This is a genomic window from Bacillus yunxiaonensis (genome assembly GCF_037104695.1).
Taxonomy (GTDB): Bacteria; Bacillota; Bacilli; order Bacillales; family Bacillaceae_G; genus Bacillus_A; species Bacillus_A yunxiaonensis.
Window position 1 is genome coordinate 158,912 of record NZ_JBAWSV010000005.1, and the last position, 16,327, is coordinate 175,238.

Sequence of the window (16,327 nt, forward strand, 5' to 3'; positions counted from 1 at the left end):
CCTTGTTCAAAATTAATTTTATTCATCGATTATCGTATATAGTTTTTCAATCTCACTGCTGTTACCATAATCCTTTATTAACATATTAGTAACAAACTTATCTGTTAACTCTTTATCTTCAATAAGTTTTTTTATGCCATTGACTATACCGTCTATCCCCATAGAAGTTATCAAACCATCAATACCATCTTGAACCTGGCTTTTTGCGGTAGGAAAGTTTGTTATAACAACCGGTTTTTTAAGAATCTGTGCTTCCCTAACTGTTACAGCTTTACCTTCATATCTTGACGGTTGACAATAAATATCACATTTTTTTATGTATGGATATGGATTTACTTTTTTACCTAACAATATAAACCTATCCCCTATATTATTGTCTTTAATTAAATTTCTAATATACTCTTCATCTCCGCCGTATCCCACAATATACCACCTTATGTTATAGCCTAGCTGCACTAGATTTTTACAGGCTATTACTGCCATATCAAATCCTTTTGCATCACAAATCCGACCTACTGAACAAATTTTTATTGCTTTATCATCAGAAATTTCATCGTTTATATCATCATTCGCTTGTTCTGTTACAAACGTAGATGATAGTATATTCTCTATGATAATGCTTTGATGTCTAAGATTAGGAAATACCCTTAGGAACGATTCCTCACAGTCCTTAGATACATTTACTATATAATCTAATCTACTCCACATTTTCTCATCTAATTTTTTATCCGGATTTACAATTGTAAAGTAGTCTGTGTGATTCCATCCTAGTTTTAAATTAGCATTTACCTTATCAAGTATAAAGTTATGAGGACCTAGGAAACTTATAGCTACATCATATTGTTTTTCTATTTTAGGCAATATCGGCATTGAGTAATTCCAAGTATACTGCATCTGTTTGTACGTTCCTTGTTCTTTCTTCAATCCTTTATTTTTAACCTTAGCTTTTAATTTTGCTAAAATTCTCATACAACCTAAATATATATGGCCCTCTCTTATAATATTTTTTACAGGTCTCTCAAATGTCGTGTACCGTTTTATAGTTGGTAGTAAATTAACCTCTTTAGGAATCAGACTAAAAAACTCACCTTCGTGTCTATATAAGAATAAGTCCACATCATATTTTTTATAATCAAAACTTTCTAATAGTCCAATTAAACTTCTTTCAGCTCCGCCTATATTTAAAGAGTACATACTTATAAGTATTTTCTTCTTCATAGAGTATCTCCTATCTAAATCTACATCTACTTAAATACAAGCTTACATATATTATTTGCTATCCTAAATGGTAAATTATTATACAAGAACGCTACTATTTTTTCCCCTCTACTTCTCTCATCTTCGTACGAGTCAGTTCCGTTCCACGGGGTCATATCTAAATACTCCTTGTAAAGTGATGCCAAAGGATGCTTACACCCTTTTATCCATGGTCTATTTACAAAAGCGGGAGTGAAATGAATAAATACAGGATTATTTATAGCTTCTCTTAATTCCTCTTCACTGTAATAATCCTTTAGCATATAATACTGCATAATTTCATCTCTATTCATAGTGAAAAATGGAGTCATAGAATTATACTTTGGATGAAGTAGTAATATCTTTTCATTTAACACTCCATTTATTGTTCCTTGATCATGGTGAAATACCTGACCGTTATATGCATCTATAAATTCTATAAACCTTTCTTCAATATTTTCTTTTCTCCATTTTTCTAGGTTTATTAGAAGCATACCCGAATTTATATATGCGCTATTTAAATCAATATTTATTCTTAATTTCGTGTTATTTCCCACTGTATCACAGACACCTGCAACATAATAATTACTTATGTCTTTGTTCCATAACTCACTTAAACTATCATTTATTATTGAATCACAGTCTAAATAAATAACTTTATCTATACCCTTTTCAAGAACGCTAGATAGGAATAATCTAGCATAAGCATTAATGGAAATAGGGTTTTTCATATTCAGCTTCAATCTATCTGAAAAACCATTAATATCTATGAAATTTATTGTTCTATTATATTTTTTACAGATAAATTCAAGATTATTTTTATTATCTGGTGAAATATTATTTTCAATAATATAAACATTAATATTAGTAAATGCTTTATTATTTTGAAAAAGTGATATCATAGATACACCTACATGCTGTGCATAATTGTTATCACTTGAATACACAACACTTAGACTCATATTTATTCCCCTCCAAGGTTATCTAGATAATAATTTTCTTACTCTTGCAATGTTATCTCCACCTATTATCATAGATAAAACCACTTTTATATTTGTTTTAATTCTAGTGCTGAACGGGAGCCAACTTTTATAAAAATGATGTATTGCATACGTATTTTCCGTTATGAATTTTCTACAATTTATATAGTCGTATGGAGAGAAAAATGTTTGAGGATAGAAAGTTCCCATACCTTTTATTTCTTGATATCTTCCATTTTGTTTTAATCCAATTTCCTTTAAAATTTTAGTTATTATAGCTACATTAGTTAAATCATCATAAGTCCCATCTTTTGTAATGAAACTCTTTTCCTTATATGAATCTAAAAATATTTTTATCAACTTATTCCCTTTAGCAGCTCCTATAGTACTTGTAGCTATATAGTTCTCTTGTTCAAATCCCCAAAACGAATCATGATGTAATAAATCATTAAAGGATTTGAATACTTCAACATCAGTATCCATATAAACCCCACCAAAGTTATATAAGACATATACTCTTACATAATCACTTACAAATGCAAACTTTCCAGATTCATAAGCCTCTTTCACGTATAAGTTACTATTTGTATCAAAATTATCCTCGTTCCATTCGACTATTTCATAATCTGATAAAGTCTTTTTCCAGCTATCAATACATTTTTTTACTATACTAGGTTTTTCTTTTCCTCCGAACCAACAGTAATGAATAATTTTGGGGATTTCATTAGCACTTGTATTCATCTAGATTCTCCCTCCTGAATAAATCTGACTTAAAAGAGGTTACTGGTTATTATGTATCTTAATTAAAAACATAATTGTTTACCCTTAATCAAATATAAGCTGGTTTAGCTCTTGTTAAATAACTCGTTTTTTGCTTCTTATAAAGATAAGAATGTTTTTTATTCAGTTGTTTATAGCATTAAAATCAAGAGAAAAACTTAATAAAATCACTTCTATAGATTATATTTAGACTTCTTACATTCTCATAATAGTAATAAATAAAATAAAAAACTAATATTGCATAATAAACAAGCTTTTGATCCTTTTCATTGAAAACTTTCACAATCCAGGAAATTAAAATAATTTGATAAAGACCAAAATAAATAGAAAACCTTGCAAAGATCCAATTTTGTGTGGAAACTATCATAAATACGACATTTATTATTGACATATTAACGATATAATCGCAATCGGGATATATTTCCCTAAGCTTTTCCCTACCCAAATAAGCAATTACTAACGGTACAGCATATACCGCAACCCTAAATACGTTTGCTCCCTGTGCAACAAAATCTTTATACTGACCATACTGCGTATTCTCAATGGCTGCAAACAATACTGAAGTAAACTGATTAAATACTATCACTAATAATATTGAGCAAAATATAAGTATAAAGGTAGTCTTTGACCACGCTTTAAATCTAACTAAAAAATAAATAGGAATTAATATTAGTGCACTTTGGTGAAATGTGGATGCAATAAGAACAATTAAAATATATTTCTTCCAGTTACCCTCAATTAAAAATTTTGTCGCAGTAAAAATAATTGCTGCTGCAAGAGATTGTCTTATTCCATTCATTGAAACTAGATACCAACCGCCTGTAATATATACATACATACTCAATTCAAATAATCTTGAATATTTATATAGAACTAGAATAACAAGAACATTTGTAATCAAAGCCGTTGTGAAAACCATTATCTGTGGATCATCTGAGAACTTCTTTAAGAACATCTGAAAAATTCCAAATCCTATATCTTTCTCACTTTTAATATGATTCCAAGTAAAATCACTTATCTTATAAGCGTATTTATAGAAGCCCGTATCACCAATATCTTTTCGAAGGCCTGATATCAATACTAAAGGCAACAAAGCAACAAACACCAAAATCTTATTAGGCTTTATAGAGATCAGTACATTTGTTGTACATGTGATTGTCGCAAAATACCTAGCGAAAAATGAAACAATAAAAACTACCAGAAGATTAATCCAAAATATTGTCATTTTTTATTCCCTCTCGAAGGATTATCAAATTTACCTTCCCTGTATAATTCTCAAAAAAAACTAATTTTTTAGGATTATATCTAACTACAAATAATTAAGTTTCTTTTGTTCTAGTCATAACGTAACAATATAATACGATCCCTAGTGGGGTTGCTAGAAACGTAAGAATTTTGTATGGCGTTTCACTTATAAACTTTCGATTTTTTGATATTAAACAGCTAGAAACATAATGTATTGCTTGTCTATATTTAAATAATAAGCTTGCAAATGGCAATTTCATAAGCTCCTTCCGATAAAAAGCAAAGCCTTTTGGGTTTCTACGATATTGATTTAGCATGTTCATGGATGATCCATCAGGCAAATATTCAACACAGCAAAGGATTTCATTCATCAGTAACATCTCATACTGCTGATCAAGCATATAATACTTATATGCTAATCCTACATACTTTTCATTTTTGAAAACCGGGTACGGATACTTCCTCGTCAATTCCGTACGATATACAAGCTTCTTATCACCGGTTACATTATGCTCGTTGTAAAGATCAAAAAGAGTCGAGCGTTTAAGATTCTCGGGTAACTTCGAACCAATAATTCGTCCATCTGTGTACGAGTCAAGTCCAATTATGCCACTGACTTCATCACTTCCATGTTTCTCCCAAAAAGAAAGAATGTTTTCTACAGCATCATCAGGCATGTAATCATCAGAGTCAATACATACATTTAGTTCCGTGTTGATCATCTCATAGGCTGTATTGTGAGCACCATGCATGCCTTGGTTTTGTTGCCAGTGATATTTTATTTCTATACAATTTTCAGCAATCCAGCTGCTCACCAACTCTTTTGTATCATCACTGGAACCATCGTCTATAATTAACCATACAAAATCCTTGCATGTTTGACGCTTCAAACTCTCATAACAATTGTGAAGACAGTATGCCCTGTTATAAGTAGGAGTAAAAATAGTTAGCTTCTTCAAATAATTCACCTCGACACTGCTAAATAAAAATCTTGCGTTAATCCCGCAGTATTTTTTATATCGTACCCTTTTTTAGATAATGCTTGATCGGATATATCCCTTGGTAAATTTCTAACTGATATACTGTTTAATTTTTCTATCCATATCTTTTTGTCAGTCAGAGGGAAACGTTCAATTAAATTCATTCCCATATCAACTTCCTGTGTAATAGCATCCGATATCATACAAGGTAATCCAGCTCCTTGTGCCTCTATAAGAGTAACCGGTAAGCCCTCATGAACAGACGGAAATACAAACACATCAAATGCCTGAAGTAGCTTTTCTATATCGCTTCGTATCCCAAGAAACTTTACATTGTTCCTTAAATTCAACTCTTCTACTTTTTTTTCAATCTCTAAGCGAAGCGGACCATCTCCCGCTAATAGAAGAATAGAGTTCGGTTTCAAATTGATTAATTGCGCAAATATGTCTATAAGAAAAGAATGATTCTTTTGATGCGTGAATCTTCCGACATGTCCAACTACGAAAGTATCTTGGTGAAGTTGTAATTCCTCTCTCACTTGTTTTCTAATATTAGAAGAAAATGCAAATCTATCACATTCAATCCCATTTTTTAAAATTTTAGCTGCATTTGCTTTATTTGCAAATAACCACTTAGCAGCTACCTCCGAACACGCTAACAGATGCGTGGCATTCGGTGATATAAATTTCCCGGCGTACCATTTATACATTTTGGCTGCAACGCCGCCCTCACTGCTCGTATTATGACTGTGAGCAATTCGAATGGGTATACCTGCTTTTTTAGCTGAACGGAGTACAAACCCACTCATTTTATCCATGTGCGAGTGCACAATTCTATATTCTCCATGAGATGCAAAGAAAGTATTTAAGGCTTTCATGTACTCCATATGCCCGACATCTGTAATATATGGAACTCTATGAATTTTTCCGCCTAGCTCTACTATTTCCTCATCGAACACACCTTCCTTACAGGTAAGAAAGTCGAATTGGACTTTAGGTCGATCTAAATTTCGATATAAATTCATAATTAGAGTTTCAGCACCGCCTCGATTCATATTTACAACTACGTGTAATATCCTTAATGGATAGCCCACTTTAACTCCTCCGTTTCACCCGTGAACATAGCATAAAGGTCTTTCTTTTCTTCTAATACTTTATTAATGGCATATTTATTTTCAATCATATTACGCCCGGTATTCCCAAACTGAATACTCAAATTGGGATTTTGAGCAAGGTATTTTATCTTATCGGACATCTCGTCTAGGTTGTTATGACTTATGATCCAACCATTTTCATTATTGAGAATAAGTTCCCTATGTCCTCTATTATCAGTAGCTATAACTGGAAGGCCACAAGCCATAGCCTCCATAATATTAACTGGTAAACCTTCACGCAGACTGGATGCAACAGCAAGGTCACACATTGGTAATAATGAAGCAATATCAGTTCGATAACCGAGAAAATGCACCATCTCGGCAACTCCTAACTGACCAGCTAGTGTCTTACAACTTTCCATTAATAGACCATTTCCTGCAAGTAAAAGCTTTGCATTTGGAACCTCATTTTTTAGTAAAGCTAACGAATGAATCAACAATTGCTGATTTTTATTTTTGTTAAATTCTGCAGCATAAAACATTAAAAAATCGTCTGGCTTATAACCAAATTGCATCTTTATATTGCGTTTATGCACTTCTTTTACCGGTCTAAATTGCTCTATATCGACCCCTACCCCATGAACGTGCTCAATACACACTGCTTTAAAGCGATGATCCACGGCAAGATTGTAATCTTCTTTATTGATTGTTATGAGACAATCTGTATAAGGAGCTAGTCCTTTTTCAATTGGATAATATACAAGCCAGTTTATGAGTGGGGCACCCTTACAAAAATGAAATCCATGAGCTGTATATATCACTTTTGTTCCTTGTCTTCGCGCTTTTCTTGCAGCTAAGCGGGCAAGTACTCCTCCCATAGGTGTATGACAATGAATGATGCTGTACTTATTTTTATTGATGATTGATGCAAGCTCCTTGTATGCATAAAAGTTTTGGAGTTTAAAAGGTGATCTTTGGATAGGAATGTCATACTTTTCATCTACATATGGAAGCTCTATATTGCCATTTGCAGCAACATGTACCTCCCAGCCCCGCTCTGTAAACCATTTCATATATGGCAAATGAAATGCTTTGAAATGATAGTCTACTGTTGCACAAAACAACACTTTCTTAGACACTTAGATCACACACCCATTCAACTATATTTTCAATTAAGGTACAGTTTTCGCAGTCATTTAACCAGAGATAGATATTGGTATTTTTGAGATATCATGATTATTAGCTAAGTATAGTAGCTTTGTTCGTAACTCCTCTTTATCCCATTCAGAGTATGTAGAAATGACTTTTTCAATTTCTTCTATATAAATATTCGTTTCTTTTCCCACATAAATTCTCGGATAAATTTGTTGTTCATTGATTTCATCATCTTTTAACAACTCTTCAAAAAGCTTTTCGCCGGGTCTCATTCCAGTAAATTTTATTCCGATTTCTTCTATAGAGTTTCCTGATAGTTTGATTAAATTTTTAGCGAGATCGACAATTTTTACCGGTTCACCCATATCTAACACAAAAATTTCTCCACCCTTAGCTAAAGCTCCCGCCTGTATAACGAGTCTTGATGCTTCTGGAATGGTCATAAAGTAACGAACCATATCTGGATGAGTAACTGTAACTGGTCCGCCTTTTTGAATTTGTTTTTTGAATAGCGGAATCACGCTCCCGCGGCTTCCTAATACATTTCCAAAACGAACAGCAACGAACTTTGTATGGCTCGTTTTATCTTTCTGTTGAATAATCATTTCAGCCAGCCTTTTCGTTGCCCCCATAACACTTGTTGGATTCACTGCTTTATCAGAAGAAATCATGACAAATGTCTCTACATTATGCCAGCTTGCTGCTTCTGCAATATTCATCGTCCCGATTAAATTGTTTTTTACAGCTTCTTCTGGATTATGTTCCATTAACGGTACATGTTTGTGGGCAGCAGCATGATAGACAACATGTGGATGATATTTGTTCATCACTGACATCATCTTCTTATTATCTTGTATATCTGCAATCTCTGAAATAAATGTAATCTTCGTGCCACCATATAACTCTTTCAATTCCATTTCAATAGAGTAAATACTGTTTTCGCCATGGCCTAATAAAATTAATTGCTTCGGATTAAATTTTGTAACTTGTCTACAAATCTCTGAACCAATTGAACCTCCAGCACCAGTCACTAAAATAACTTTGTCGGTTAAGTATTCTGAAATGCTATTCATATCTAATTCAACCGGATCTCGGCCTAACAAGTCTTCTACTTGAACATCACGAAATTCATTAACTGAAACTTTTCCTGTTACTAAATCTTCTAGCATAGGAAGAATTTGAGTTTTCGCTTTTGTCTTTGAACACTCTTTAAAAATGGAGTTCAAGCTTTTTCTACTCAGTGAAGGAATTGCTATTATGATACTTTCTATATTCAGATTTTGAACAGCATGCTCAATTCGATCCACCCCGCCAATTACTGGAATACCCAGAATATCAAGATTATGTTTTTTTACATTATCATCAATAAATCCAACAGGTAATAATTCTGTATCGTTGTTCTTTAGCAATTGTCTTGCCACCATTGTTCCTGCAGAACCAGCGCCAATAATTAAAGTTCTCTTTTTCGTATCATCCTTTTTAAAATATGCATCTCTATACATCCGCCAAACAAAACGTGATCCGCCAATTAATAAAATATGAATCATCCAAGTTACAACAAGCAAACGAAAGTAAATCTTATGTATCATTACTTGTTGCACAAAAGCTGTGGTGATAATAGAGAATGTAATAGCTTTAAAAATAATTAATAATTCCCCTATACTCGCATATTCCCACGCCTTTTTATACAACTTGTAAATGAAAGCAAAAAAATGATGGCTAAGTAGTAAAGTTATAGAACTAATTACTGACGATAATGTAATAACGTGGAAACTAGCATTTACAAAAAAATAACTAAAGAAAATTGCACTTAATACAATGAATGAATCCACAAAAAGCAATAACGATAGCCTCTGCCGATATGTCATAAGCCTTCCCCCGTTTTCAATCATTACTTTTAAAAAAATTAAAGCTTTTAACTACGAGGTCTTTTCAAAAACTCATAGCTAAAAGCTTTAATCTGATAAAATTCGGGCATCTAACCCGCCCTCACATCACACTCTTGATGACTAGCATCTAAGGTTTATCCAACCCACAGCATGATCGAGTGCCTCCATTGATACTGGTAAGGAGACATTACCACATTCCTTTTATAAATAACATCTATGTTCTTTATAAAGAACACAATAGTCCGAAATAATCCTTATACCTTATTGTTTAAAATAGTCCCCACTAATTTTCCTCTTGCGAAGCCTAATATTCTTTTAGATTCCACTGCATCCTCATTCACAGTATGATTATATCCTATTACTAATACTACCCCGTCACACCGGTCAGCTAAAATGCTGGTATCTGTTACTTCTAAAATTGGCGGAGAGTCAAATAATATGATGTCATATTGCTCTATTGCTTTTTGAATTAAAGTCTCCATTGCTGCTGAACTAAGCAGCTCAGCTGGATTAAAAGGCACTGGACCGCTTGTTAGCACACAGAGCCTTCCAATTCCCGTTTGCACTACAGCCCCTTCTATTGTTGTTTTGCCACTCAAAACATTTGTCAGTCCAGTCGTGTTTTCAAGCTGGAATATTTTATGTATTGTTGGCTTCCGTAAATCAGCATCAATTACCAATACTTTTTCACCTTGTTGAGCTATGGACACAGCAAGGTTAGCCGTAATAGTTGATTTTCCTTCGCCAAATCTTGGAGAGGTAATAACGATGGTCTTATCCTTATTGGTAACAGATGAAAACTGAAGATTCGTACGAATCGTACGATAATCTTCAGCAATTTTGGAATTGGGCGCAGCATAAGTAACTAGGCTTTCTTCCTTGATTTTGTCTCTTTTTCTTCTGCTTTTGTAAACCAATTCTTGCCCCCCCTTAATAAGGATACAGATCCTTTTTTGCTATATTTGTCTACTATGTTTTTCTTATTCATTTTAGAAATACTTCCTAAAGTAGGGCTATCTAATAATTTTTCGATAGCTCGCTCCGATTTAATCCTATCATCCAAAGAATCTAGTAAAAAGATGAATCCGATACTTAATACCAAACCAACAAAGAAGGCAATCATTATCGTTTTAGTATGATTAATGTTTATTGGTACAGGGTATTTCGTTGCTGTCGCTTTCGATAAAATTCTAACATCATTAAAGTTTAATATACTTGCAACCTCTTGCTTATAAACAGCTGCTGTAGTATTCGCGATTTTAGCTGCAAGTTTGGGGTCCGTATCCACCACAGTAATTTTCACTATTTGCGAACTTTGGACACTTTCAGTACTTATTTGTCCACTCAACGCGCTTGCTGATCTGTTAATGTTCAATTCCGCATTCAATTCCGCAGCTACTTTCTCCATCACAACCTGTTCATTTATCATTACTTTAAGCGTATTCATAGCGTCATTATTTGCTGGAATGAGTATTTTTGCAGAAGATGCGTATAATGGGGTTTTTAAGAAAATACTATAAGCTGCTCCTACCAATGTAATGGTGAGTGTAAGTACAACCATGATCCATAGTCGTCTTCTTATAACAGCAAATAAATTTTTAAGATTTATTTCCTTCTCCATAGTTTCCCCCCACAAATTTTTTTATAAATATACTAAGCACTACTTATAGATTTTAGAATATCCAATCTAATATACTCTGTAAAATCGATTTTATTCAGATATTTTAGAAAAATGTTGAAAAACTTTTCTTACACAAGAACATCACTTCATCGAATGAAACACAATATGTTCTATTTAAAATAGATTTTAGTTCTTTATACAGAACAAGTCAATATAAATTATTCTGCAAATTCTTTCTTTTCTCCTCATAATATATCATTTTCGCTTTCGTTATCCCTCTGTTTTTTACAAAAAGTTGAGAAACTTTATTTTCTACCTAATTCTTCTAATAATCCTCTGTATTTATCTTCTACAAATATGGATTTTTTGTAAAGTTTTTAAAAACATTAAATTAGCAAATATAAAGTAAAACTTCCGTCAGTAGGAGATTGTTTTCATCCCGACTCAGGAAAAGTTCTCATCATTCAGGCTCTTACAGGTAATTATCCACTACCTATCTGTTTTGTTTTCTCAGAATTTTGAGGCGTGATCTTACAGGATAAATATGATTAATCATCAAAACTTATCCATTATGGAGCTAATAAAATTTACTCTTTCTATTAAATAAATATTTTCTAACTTAGATATAAATTCAAGGTCTTTAATTACGGTTTAAATTGTACTACGACGTAGGGTTTATAATAGACAATTTACGATGAAGATGCCCCAAGTAATCTTTTTACTTTTGACTAGGCCAATTATAAAACAAAAACCCTCAACACGTTATGTGTCAAGGGTTTGAAGCTCTTAATAAAGAGTCATATATTGATCGCGTTCCCATTGGTGAACTTGTGTGCGGAACATATCCCACTCAATTTCTTTTGCTTCGATGAAATGCTCAAGTAAATGATCACCTAATGCACCGCAAATAATTTCATTTGATTTTAATTCATTTAATGCTTGTGCTAATGTAGCTGGTAAGTCAATGATACCTGCTTGTTCACGTTCTTCTGGTGTCATCACATAAATATTGCGATCTACTGCAGGTGGTACCGCTAGTTTATTTTTAATTCCATCAAGACCTGCTGCTAATAATACAGCCATTGCTAAGTATGGGTTTGCAGCTGGATCAACGCTACGTACTTCTACACGTGTACTTACGCCGCGAGATGCAGGGATACGGATTAATGGGCTACGGTTTTGCGCAGACCATGCTACGTAACAAGGCGCTTCATATCCAGGTACTAAACGTTTATAAGAGTTTACAGTTGGGTTTGTTACCGCTGTAAAGCTTGATGCATGTTTCAAAATACCTGCGATGAAGTGACGAGCATCGTCACTTAATTGTAAATCACCGTTTTGATCATAGAATACGTTCTCATTACCTTTGAATAGTGATAAGTTACAGTGCATACCAGAGCCGTTTACACCAAATAGCGGTTTTGGCATGAATGTTGCGTGCAGACCGTGTTTACGCGCAATTGTTTTTACAACAAGTTTAAATGTTTGGATATCGTCACACGCTTTAATTGCACTTGCATATTTGAAGTCAATTTCGTGTTGTCCTGGTGCAACTTCATGGTGAGATGCTTCGATTTCAAATCCCATTTCTTCAAGTTCAAGAACGATATCACGACGGCAGTTTTCACCTAAGTCCATTGGCGCAAGATCGAAGTATCCACCGTTATCATTTAATTCTAATGTTGGATTTCCTTTTTCATCAACTTTAAATAAGAAGAACTCTGGCTCTGGTCCAAGATTGAAATCAGTGAAGCCTAGTGCTTCCATTTCTTTTAACATACGTTTTAAATTATTACGTGGATCACCATCAAACGGTGTACCATCTGCATTGTAAATGTCACAAATTAGTCGCGCTACTTTTCCTTTTTCAGCAGTCCATGGGAATACTACCCATGTATCTAGGTCTGGAAATAAGTACATGTCAGATTCTTCAATACGAACAAATCCTTCAATAGAAGATCCGTCAAACATCATTTTGTTATCTAGAGCTTTTGTTAACTGACTAACTGGAATTTCTACGTTTTTAATACTTCCTAAAAGATCCGTAAATTGTAGACGGATATACTTTACATTCTCTTCTTTCGCCAAGCGGAAAATATCTTCTTTTGTGTACTTTGCCATTTTAAATTCCTCCTTAGTCCCTCTAAACATGTTCAAAATTATCAATCATTAATGAAAAAACCTTGAAATATCACCTTGTCGTAAAGACGTTCGATTAAATCTGCCTGTATGTTGCAGTTCATCTCGAAGAATTTTACGAAGCTCAGATTTCGAAATTTCTTTCACTTCTTCTCTTACTTGTATTACTTCTGATTGATTTTCCTTCATTTGTAGTACTTGCTTAATACCAGCCATGTTTAAACCTTGATCTAACAAATCTTTAATCTCTAACAATTTATCTACATCGTTAAATGAAAATAATCTACGATTTCCTTTTGTACGGGTTGGGGAAATCAATTTATGTTCTTCATAGTAACGAATTTGACGCGCAGATAATTGAGTTAAATCCATAACTATACTTATTGGAAACAGCGGGGCAGAACGTCGATCATGTTGTGTCATTTCAGTTCCTCCTTCGCCTTAACTTGATTCTCATTTTATATCATGTTATGTATCATGTCAACACATGTTAGCTTTTCTTACATGATTTTTTTAAAAATTTTTTTACTCTTAATTAAAATGTCTCAATTACCTACTTATATACAAAAAAAGCTACCAAAACTGGCAGCTTTCATTTAAGAAATTACTAATAGATTTTTTTCAATAAGCGCATCAATAGCAGAACAAATCGCAATCTTCACATGCGAATATGTTAAACCACCCTGCACATACGCAACATAAGGCGGACGAATCGGACCATCTGCTGATAATTCAATACTCGCACCTTGAATAAATGTACCTGCAGCCATAATCACATCATCCTCATATCCTGGCATATAATTCGGATACGGCGTAAAATGCGAATTAATTGGTGATGCATATTGAATCGCTTGGCAAAATGCAATCATGCGTTCTTTATCATCAAATTGAACAGATTGTATTAAATCTGTTCGCGGTGCATTCCAAGTTGGCGATGTATTCATACCAAGCTTTTCTAAAAAGGCCGCTGTAAAGATCGCACCTTTTAACGCTTGACCAGCAACATGTGGCGCTAAGAAAAACCCTTGATACATCTCTTGCAAACTATATAAAGATGCACCAGCTTCTGCTCCGATACCTGGAGATGTTAAACGATATGCACATGCTTCTACATATTGTTCTTTCCCAACAATGTAACCGCCCGTTTTCACGATGCCGCCACCTGGATTTTTAATAAGTGAACCCGCCATTAAATCTGCACCGACATGACATGGTTCAAGTTCTTCTACAAATTCTCCGTAACAGTTGTCCACGAACACAACGACATCCGGCTTAATTTCTTTTACAAATGCAATCATTTCTTTAATTTCGGCAATTGTAAATGACGGACGAGTTGCATATCCCTTTGAACGTTGAATACCAATCATTTTTGTATTTTCATGAATCGCCGCTTGCACTGCAGTAAAATCAACACGTCCCTCTTCCGTTAAAGCAACTGCCTGGTAACCAATGTTATACTCTTTAAATGAGCCAACACCTTTCCCGCGAACACCAACAATTTCTTCTAACGTATCATACGGCTTCCCAGTTATATATAATAATTCGTTACCAGGGCGTAAAATTCCAAATAACGCTGTAGAGATTGCATGAGTTCCAGAAATAATTTGCGGCCGTACAAGACCTGCTTCCGCTCCAAACACATCAGCATACACTTTTTCTAACGTATCACGACCGATATCATCATAGCCGTACCCTGTTGTCGGAATAAAGTGTGAATCACTAATTTTATGACTACGAAAACTTTCTAACACACGAAATTGATTACTTTCAATTACTTGATCAATCCGTTTATGTATGTCTGTAATTTGCATTTCAACTTCTTTTACAATTGGAGCAATCTTTTCCCCATTCTTCAATCGATTAAACATCTTCTTTCTCTTCTCCTTTTCTTGCTGAATATCTATTGATTTGTCCGTTTAGCGGAGAATGAGCAAAAATATACCCTGTACATTCGTATGCTTGCTTCTCTTCTTGAAACGTCATTTCTGTTAATACTGTTTCTGTTCTTAAAAGCGTCAACAATCTACCTTCGCTTACCGGAATCATTAATTCATATGAATCCATCCGCTTCATCATTTCTATTTCTACAACTTTTTTTAATTTCTCTAAATCCGCCGCATCAAAAGCACTCGTCATAATAAAATCATTCTTTGGGAATGGGATGAAGTTCGGATGTAACTTATCTTTTTTATTGTACACTGTAATCATTGGAATGTGGTCAAACTCAAGATCTTGCAGTAATTTTTTCACTGTCTCCTCATGCCCAATGTAATTTGGATCAGCTGAATCGATAACATGCAAAATAACATCCGCTTCATTCACTTCCTCTAACGTAGAACGAAATGCCGCCACTAGCGATGTTGGTAAGTCTTGAATAAATCCAACTGTATCTGTTAATAACACTGTATATCCACACGGCAACTGCATTTTACGCGTCGTCGGATCAAGTGTTGCAAACAGTAAATCTTCTTCAAATGTATCAGCCGCCGTTAACCTGTTAAATAACGTAGATTTACCAGCATTTGTGTATCCGACTAAAGAAACTTGAAAAACCTGATTTTCTTTACGACGTTCACGATATCTCTTGCGGTGCTCTACCACACCAGAAAGCTGCCTTTTAATTTCATCGATACGAGAGCGAATATGACGACGATCCGTTTCTAACTTCGTTTCCCCCGGGCCTCTAGTACCAATACCACCACCAAGACGAGATAAGGCTTGCCCTTGTCCTACAAGACGAGGCAATGCATATTGAAGCTGCGCAAGTTCTACTTGTAATTTACCTTCTCTTGATTTCGCGCGCTGAGCAAAAATATCTAATATAAGCTGTGTACGATCAATGACTCTCGCGTCTAACTGTGCTGATAAATTTCGAATTTGACTTGGTGTTAATTCATTATTAAAAATGATAACATCTGGTTCTAGTTCTTCTGCAAGTAGAGAAAGCTCTTCTAACTTTCCCTTCCCAACATACGTTGCCGGATGAAACTTAGAACGCTTTTGCACTGTTGAAACCAACACTTCCGCTTGTGCCGTTTTCGCTAATGATGCTAATTCTTCCATCGATTGTTCAAAACGTTCATCATCATCTGGCGGCAATTGACAACCAACTATTATCACTTTTTCTTTTTCTTCTATCAAATATGCTCACTCATCCTTTTCGAAAATTAAACCTTCTAATATAATAGCAGAGTAAGAACATTTCATC

At 34.2% G+C, this 16,327-nt stretch carries 14 protein-coding genes; all 14 read right to left on the reverse strand.

Annotated features, from left to right (window positions below; genetic code table 11):
• Window positions 1-18: 18 nt before the first annotated feature.
• Window positions 19-1,218, reverse strand: coding sequence for a glycosyltransferase (locus WAX78_RS15610; RefSeq protein ID WP_336481249.1), 1,200 nt, complete (start codon window positions 1,216-1,218; stop codon window positions 19-21).
• A gap of 26 nt (window positions 1,219-1,244) precedes the next feature.
• Window positions 1,245-2,198: a glycosyltransferase family 8 protein gene (locus tag WAX78_RS15615; protein ID WP_336481250.1), complete on the reverse strand. Its 954-nt coding sequence runs from the start codon at window positions 2,196-2,198 to the stop codon at window positions 1,245-1,247.
• Window positions 2,199-2,216: 18 nt separating this feature from the next.
• Window positions 2,217-2,957, reverse strand: coding sequence for a glycosyltransferase family 32 protein (locus WAX78_RS15620; protein ID WP_336481251.1), 741 nt, complete (start codon window positions 2,955-2,957; stop codon window positions 2,217-2,219).
• 184 nt (window positions 2,958-3,141) lie between these two features.
• Window positions 3,142-4,221 carry an EpsG family protein gene (locus WAX78_RS15625; RefSeq protein ID WP_336481252.1) on the reverse strand — a complete coding sequence of 360 codons (1,080 nt, stop codon included), beginning with the start codon at window positions 4,219-4,221 and terminating at the stop codon, window positions 3,142-3,144.
• A gap of 94 nt (window positions 4,222-4,315) precedes the next feature.
• Window positions 4,316-5,200 (reverse strand): glycosyltransferase family 2 protein, encoded by an 885-nt coding sequence (locus tag WAX78_RS15630; RefSeq protein WP_336481376.1) that lies wholly within the window; start codon window positions 5,198-5,200, stop codon window positions 4,316-4,318.
• Between the two features lie 5 nt (window positions 5,201-5,205).
• On the reverse strand, window positions 5,206-6,315 hold the full coding sequence (locus tag WAX78_RS15635; protein WP_336481253.1) for a glycosyltransferase family 1 protein: 1,110 nt from the start codon (window positions 6,313-6,315) through the stop codon (window positions 5,206-5,208).
• Window positions 6,300-7,454, reverse strand: a complete 1,155-nt coding sequence (locus WAX78_RS15640; RefSeq protein WP_336481254.1) for a glycosyltransferase family 4 protein — start codon at window positions 7,452-7,454, stop codon at window positions 6,300-6,302. Before WAX78_RS15640 ends, WAX78_RS15635 begins: the two co-directional genes overlap by 16 nt.
• Window positions 7,455-7,511: 57 nt before the next feature.
• Entirely contained in the window at window positions 7,512-9,338 is a 1,827-nt protein-coding gene (locus WAX78_RS15645; protein WP_336481255.1) for a nucleoside-diphosphate sugar epimerase/dehydratase, read from the reverse strand.
• A 275-nt stretch (window positions 9,339-9,613) separates the two neighbouring features.
• Window positions 9,614-10,276, reverse strand: a complete 663-nt coding sequence (locus WAX78_RS15650) for a CpsD/CapB family tyrosine-protein kinase (RefSeq protein ID WP_336481256.1) — start codon at window positions 10,274-10,276, stop codon at window positions 9,614-9,616.
• Entirely contained in the window at window positions 10,225-10,980 is a 756-nt protein-coding gene (locus WAX78_RS15655; RefSeq protein ID WP_336481257.1) for a YveK family protein, read from the reverse strand. The genes WAX78_RS15650 and WAX78_RS15655 overlap by 52 nt, the downstream gene beginning before the upstream one ends.
• A 786-nt stretch (window positions 10,981-11,766) precedes the next feature.
• Window positions 11,767-13,101: a type I glutamate--ammonia ligase gene (glnA, locus tag WAX78_RS15660; RefSeq protein WP_336481258.1), complete on the reverse strand. Its 1,335-nt coding sequence runs from the start codon at window positions 13,099-13,101 to the stop codon at window positions 11,767-11,769.
• 48 nt (window positions 13,102-13,149) lie between these two features.
• Complete coding sequence (locus WAX78_RS15665; protein WP_336481259.1) at window positions 13,150-13,542, reverse strand: MerR family transcriptional regulator; 393 nt, start codon at window positions 13,540-13,542, stop codon at window positions 13,150-13,152.
• 173 nt (window positions 13,543-13,715) lie between these two features.
• On the reverse strand, window positions 13,716-14,987 hold the full coding sequence (locus WAX78_RS15670; RefSeq protein WP_336481260.1) for a methionine gamma-lyase family protein: 1,272 nt from the start codon (window positions 14,985-14,987) through the stop codon (window positions 13,716-13,718).
• On the reverse strand, window positions 14,980-16,257 hold the full coding sequence (gene hflX, locus WAX78_RS15675; protein ID WP_336481377.1) for a GTPase HflX: 1,278 nt from the start codon (window positions 16,255-16,257) through the stop codon (window positions 14,980-14,982). The genes WAX78_RS15670 and hflX overlap by 8 nt, the downstream gene beginning before the upstream one ends.
• Between the last annotated feature and the right edge of the window lie 70 nt (window positions 16,258-16,327).

Coding starts and splice junctions, on each gene's coding strand:
- WAX78_RS15610 (WP_336481249.1), bottom strand. CDS start 1,218: ATGAAGAAGAAAATACTTATAAGTATGTACTCTTTAAATATAGGCGGA.
- WAX78_RS15615 (WP_336481250.1), bottom strand. CDS start 2,198: ATGAGTCTAAGTGTTGTGTATTCAAGTGATAACAATTATGCACAGCAT.
- WAX78_RS15620 (WP_336481251.1), bottom strand. CDS start 2,957: ATGAATACAAGTGCTAATGAAATCCCCAAAATTATTCATTACTGTTGG.
- WAX78_RS15625 (WP_336481252.1), bottom strand. CDS start 4,221: ATGACAATATTTTGGATTAATCTTCTGGTAGTTTTTATTGTTTCATTT.
- WAX78_RS15645 (WP_336481255.1), bottom strand. CDS start 9,338: ATGACATATCGGCAGAGGCTATCGTTATTGCTTTTTGTGGATTCATTC.
- WAX78_RS15655 (WP_336481257.1), bottom strand. CDS start 10,980: ATGGAGAAGGAAATAAATCTTAAAAATTTATTTGCTGTTATAAGAAGA.
- glnA (WP_336481258.1), bottom strand. CDS start 13,101: ATGGCAAAGTACACAAAAGAAGATATTTTCCGCTTGGCGAAAGAAGAG.
- WAX78_RS15665 (WP_336481259.1), bottom strand. CDS start 13,542: ATGACACAACATGATCGACGTTCTGCCCCGCTGTTTCCAATAAGTATA.
- WAX78_RS15670 (WP_336481260.1), bottom strand. CDS start 14,987: ATGTTTAATCGATTGAAGAATGGGGAAAAGATTGCTCCAATTGTAAAA.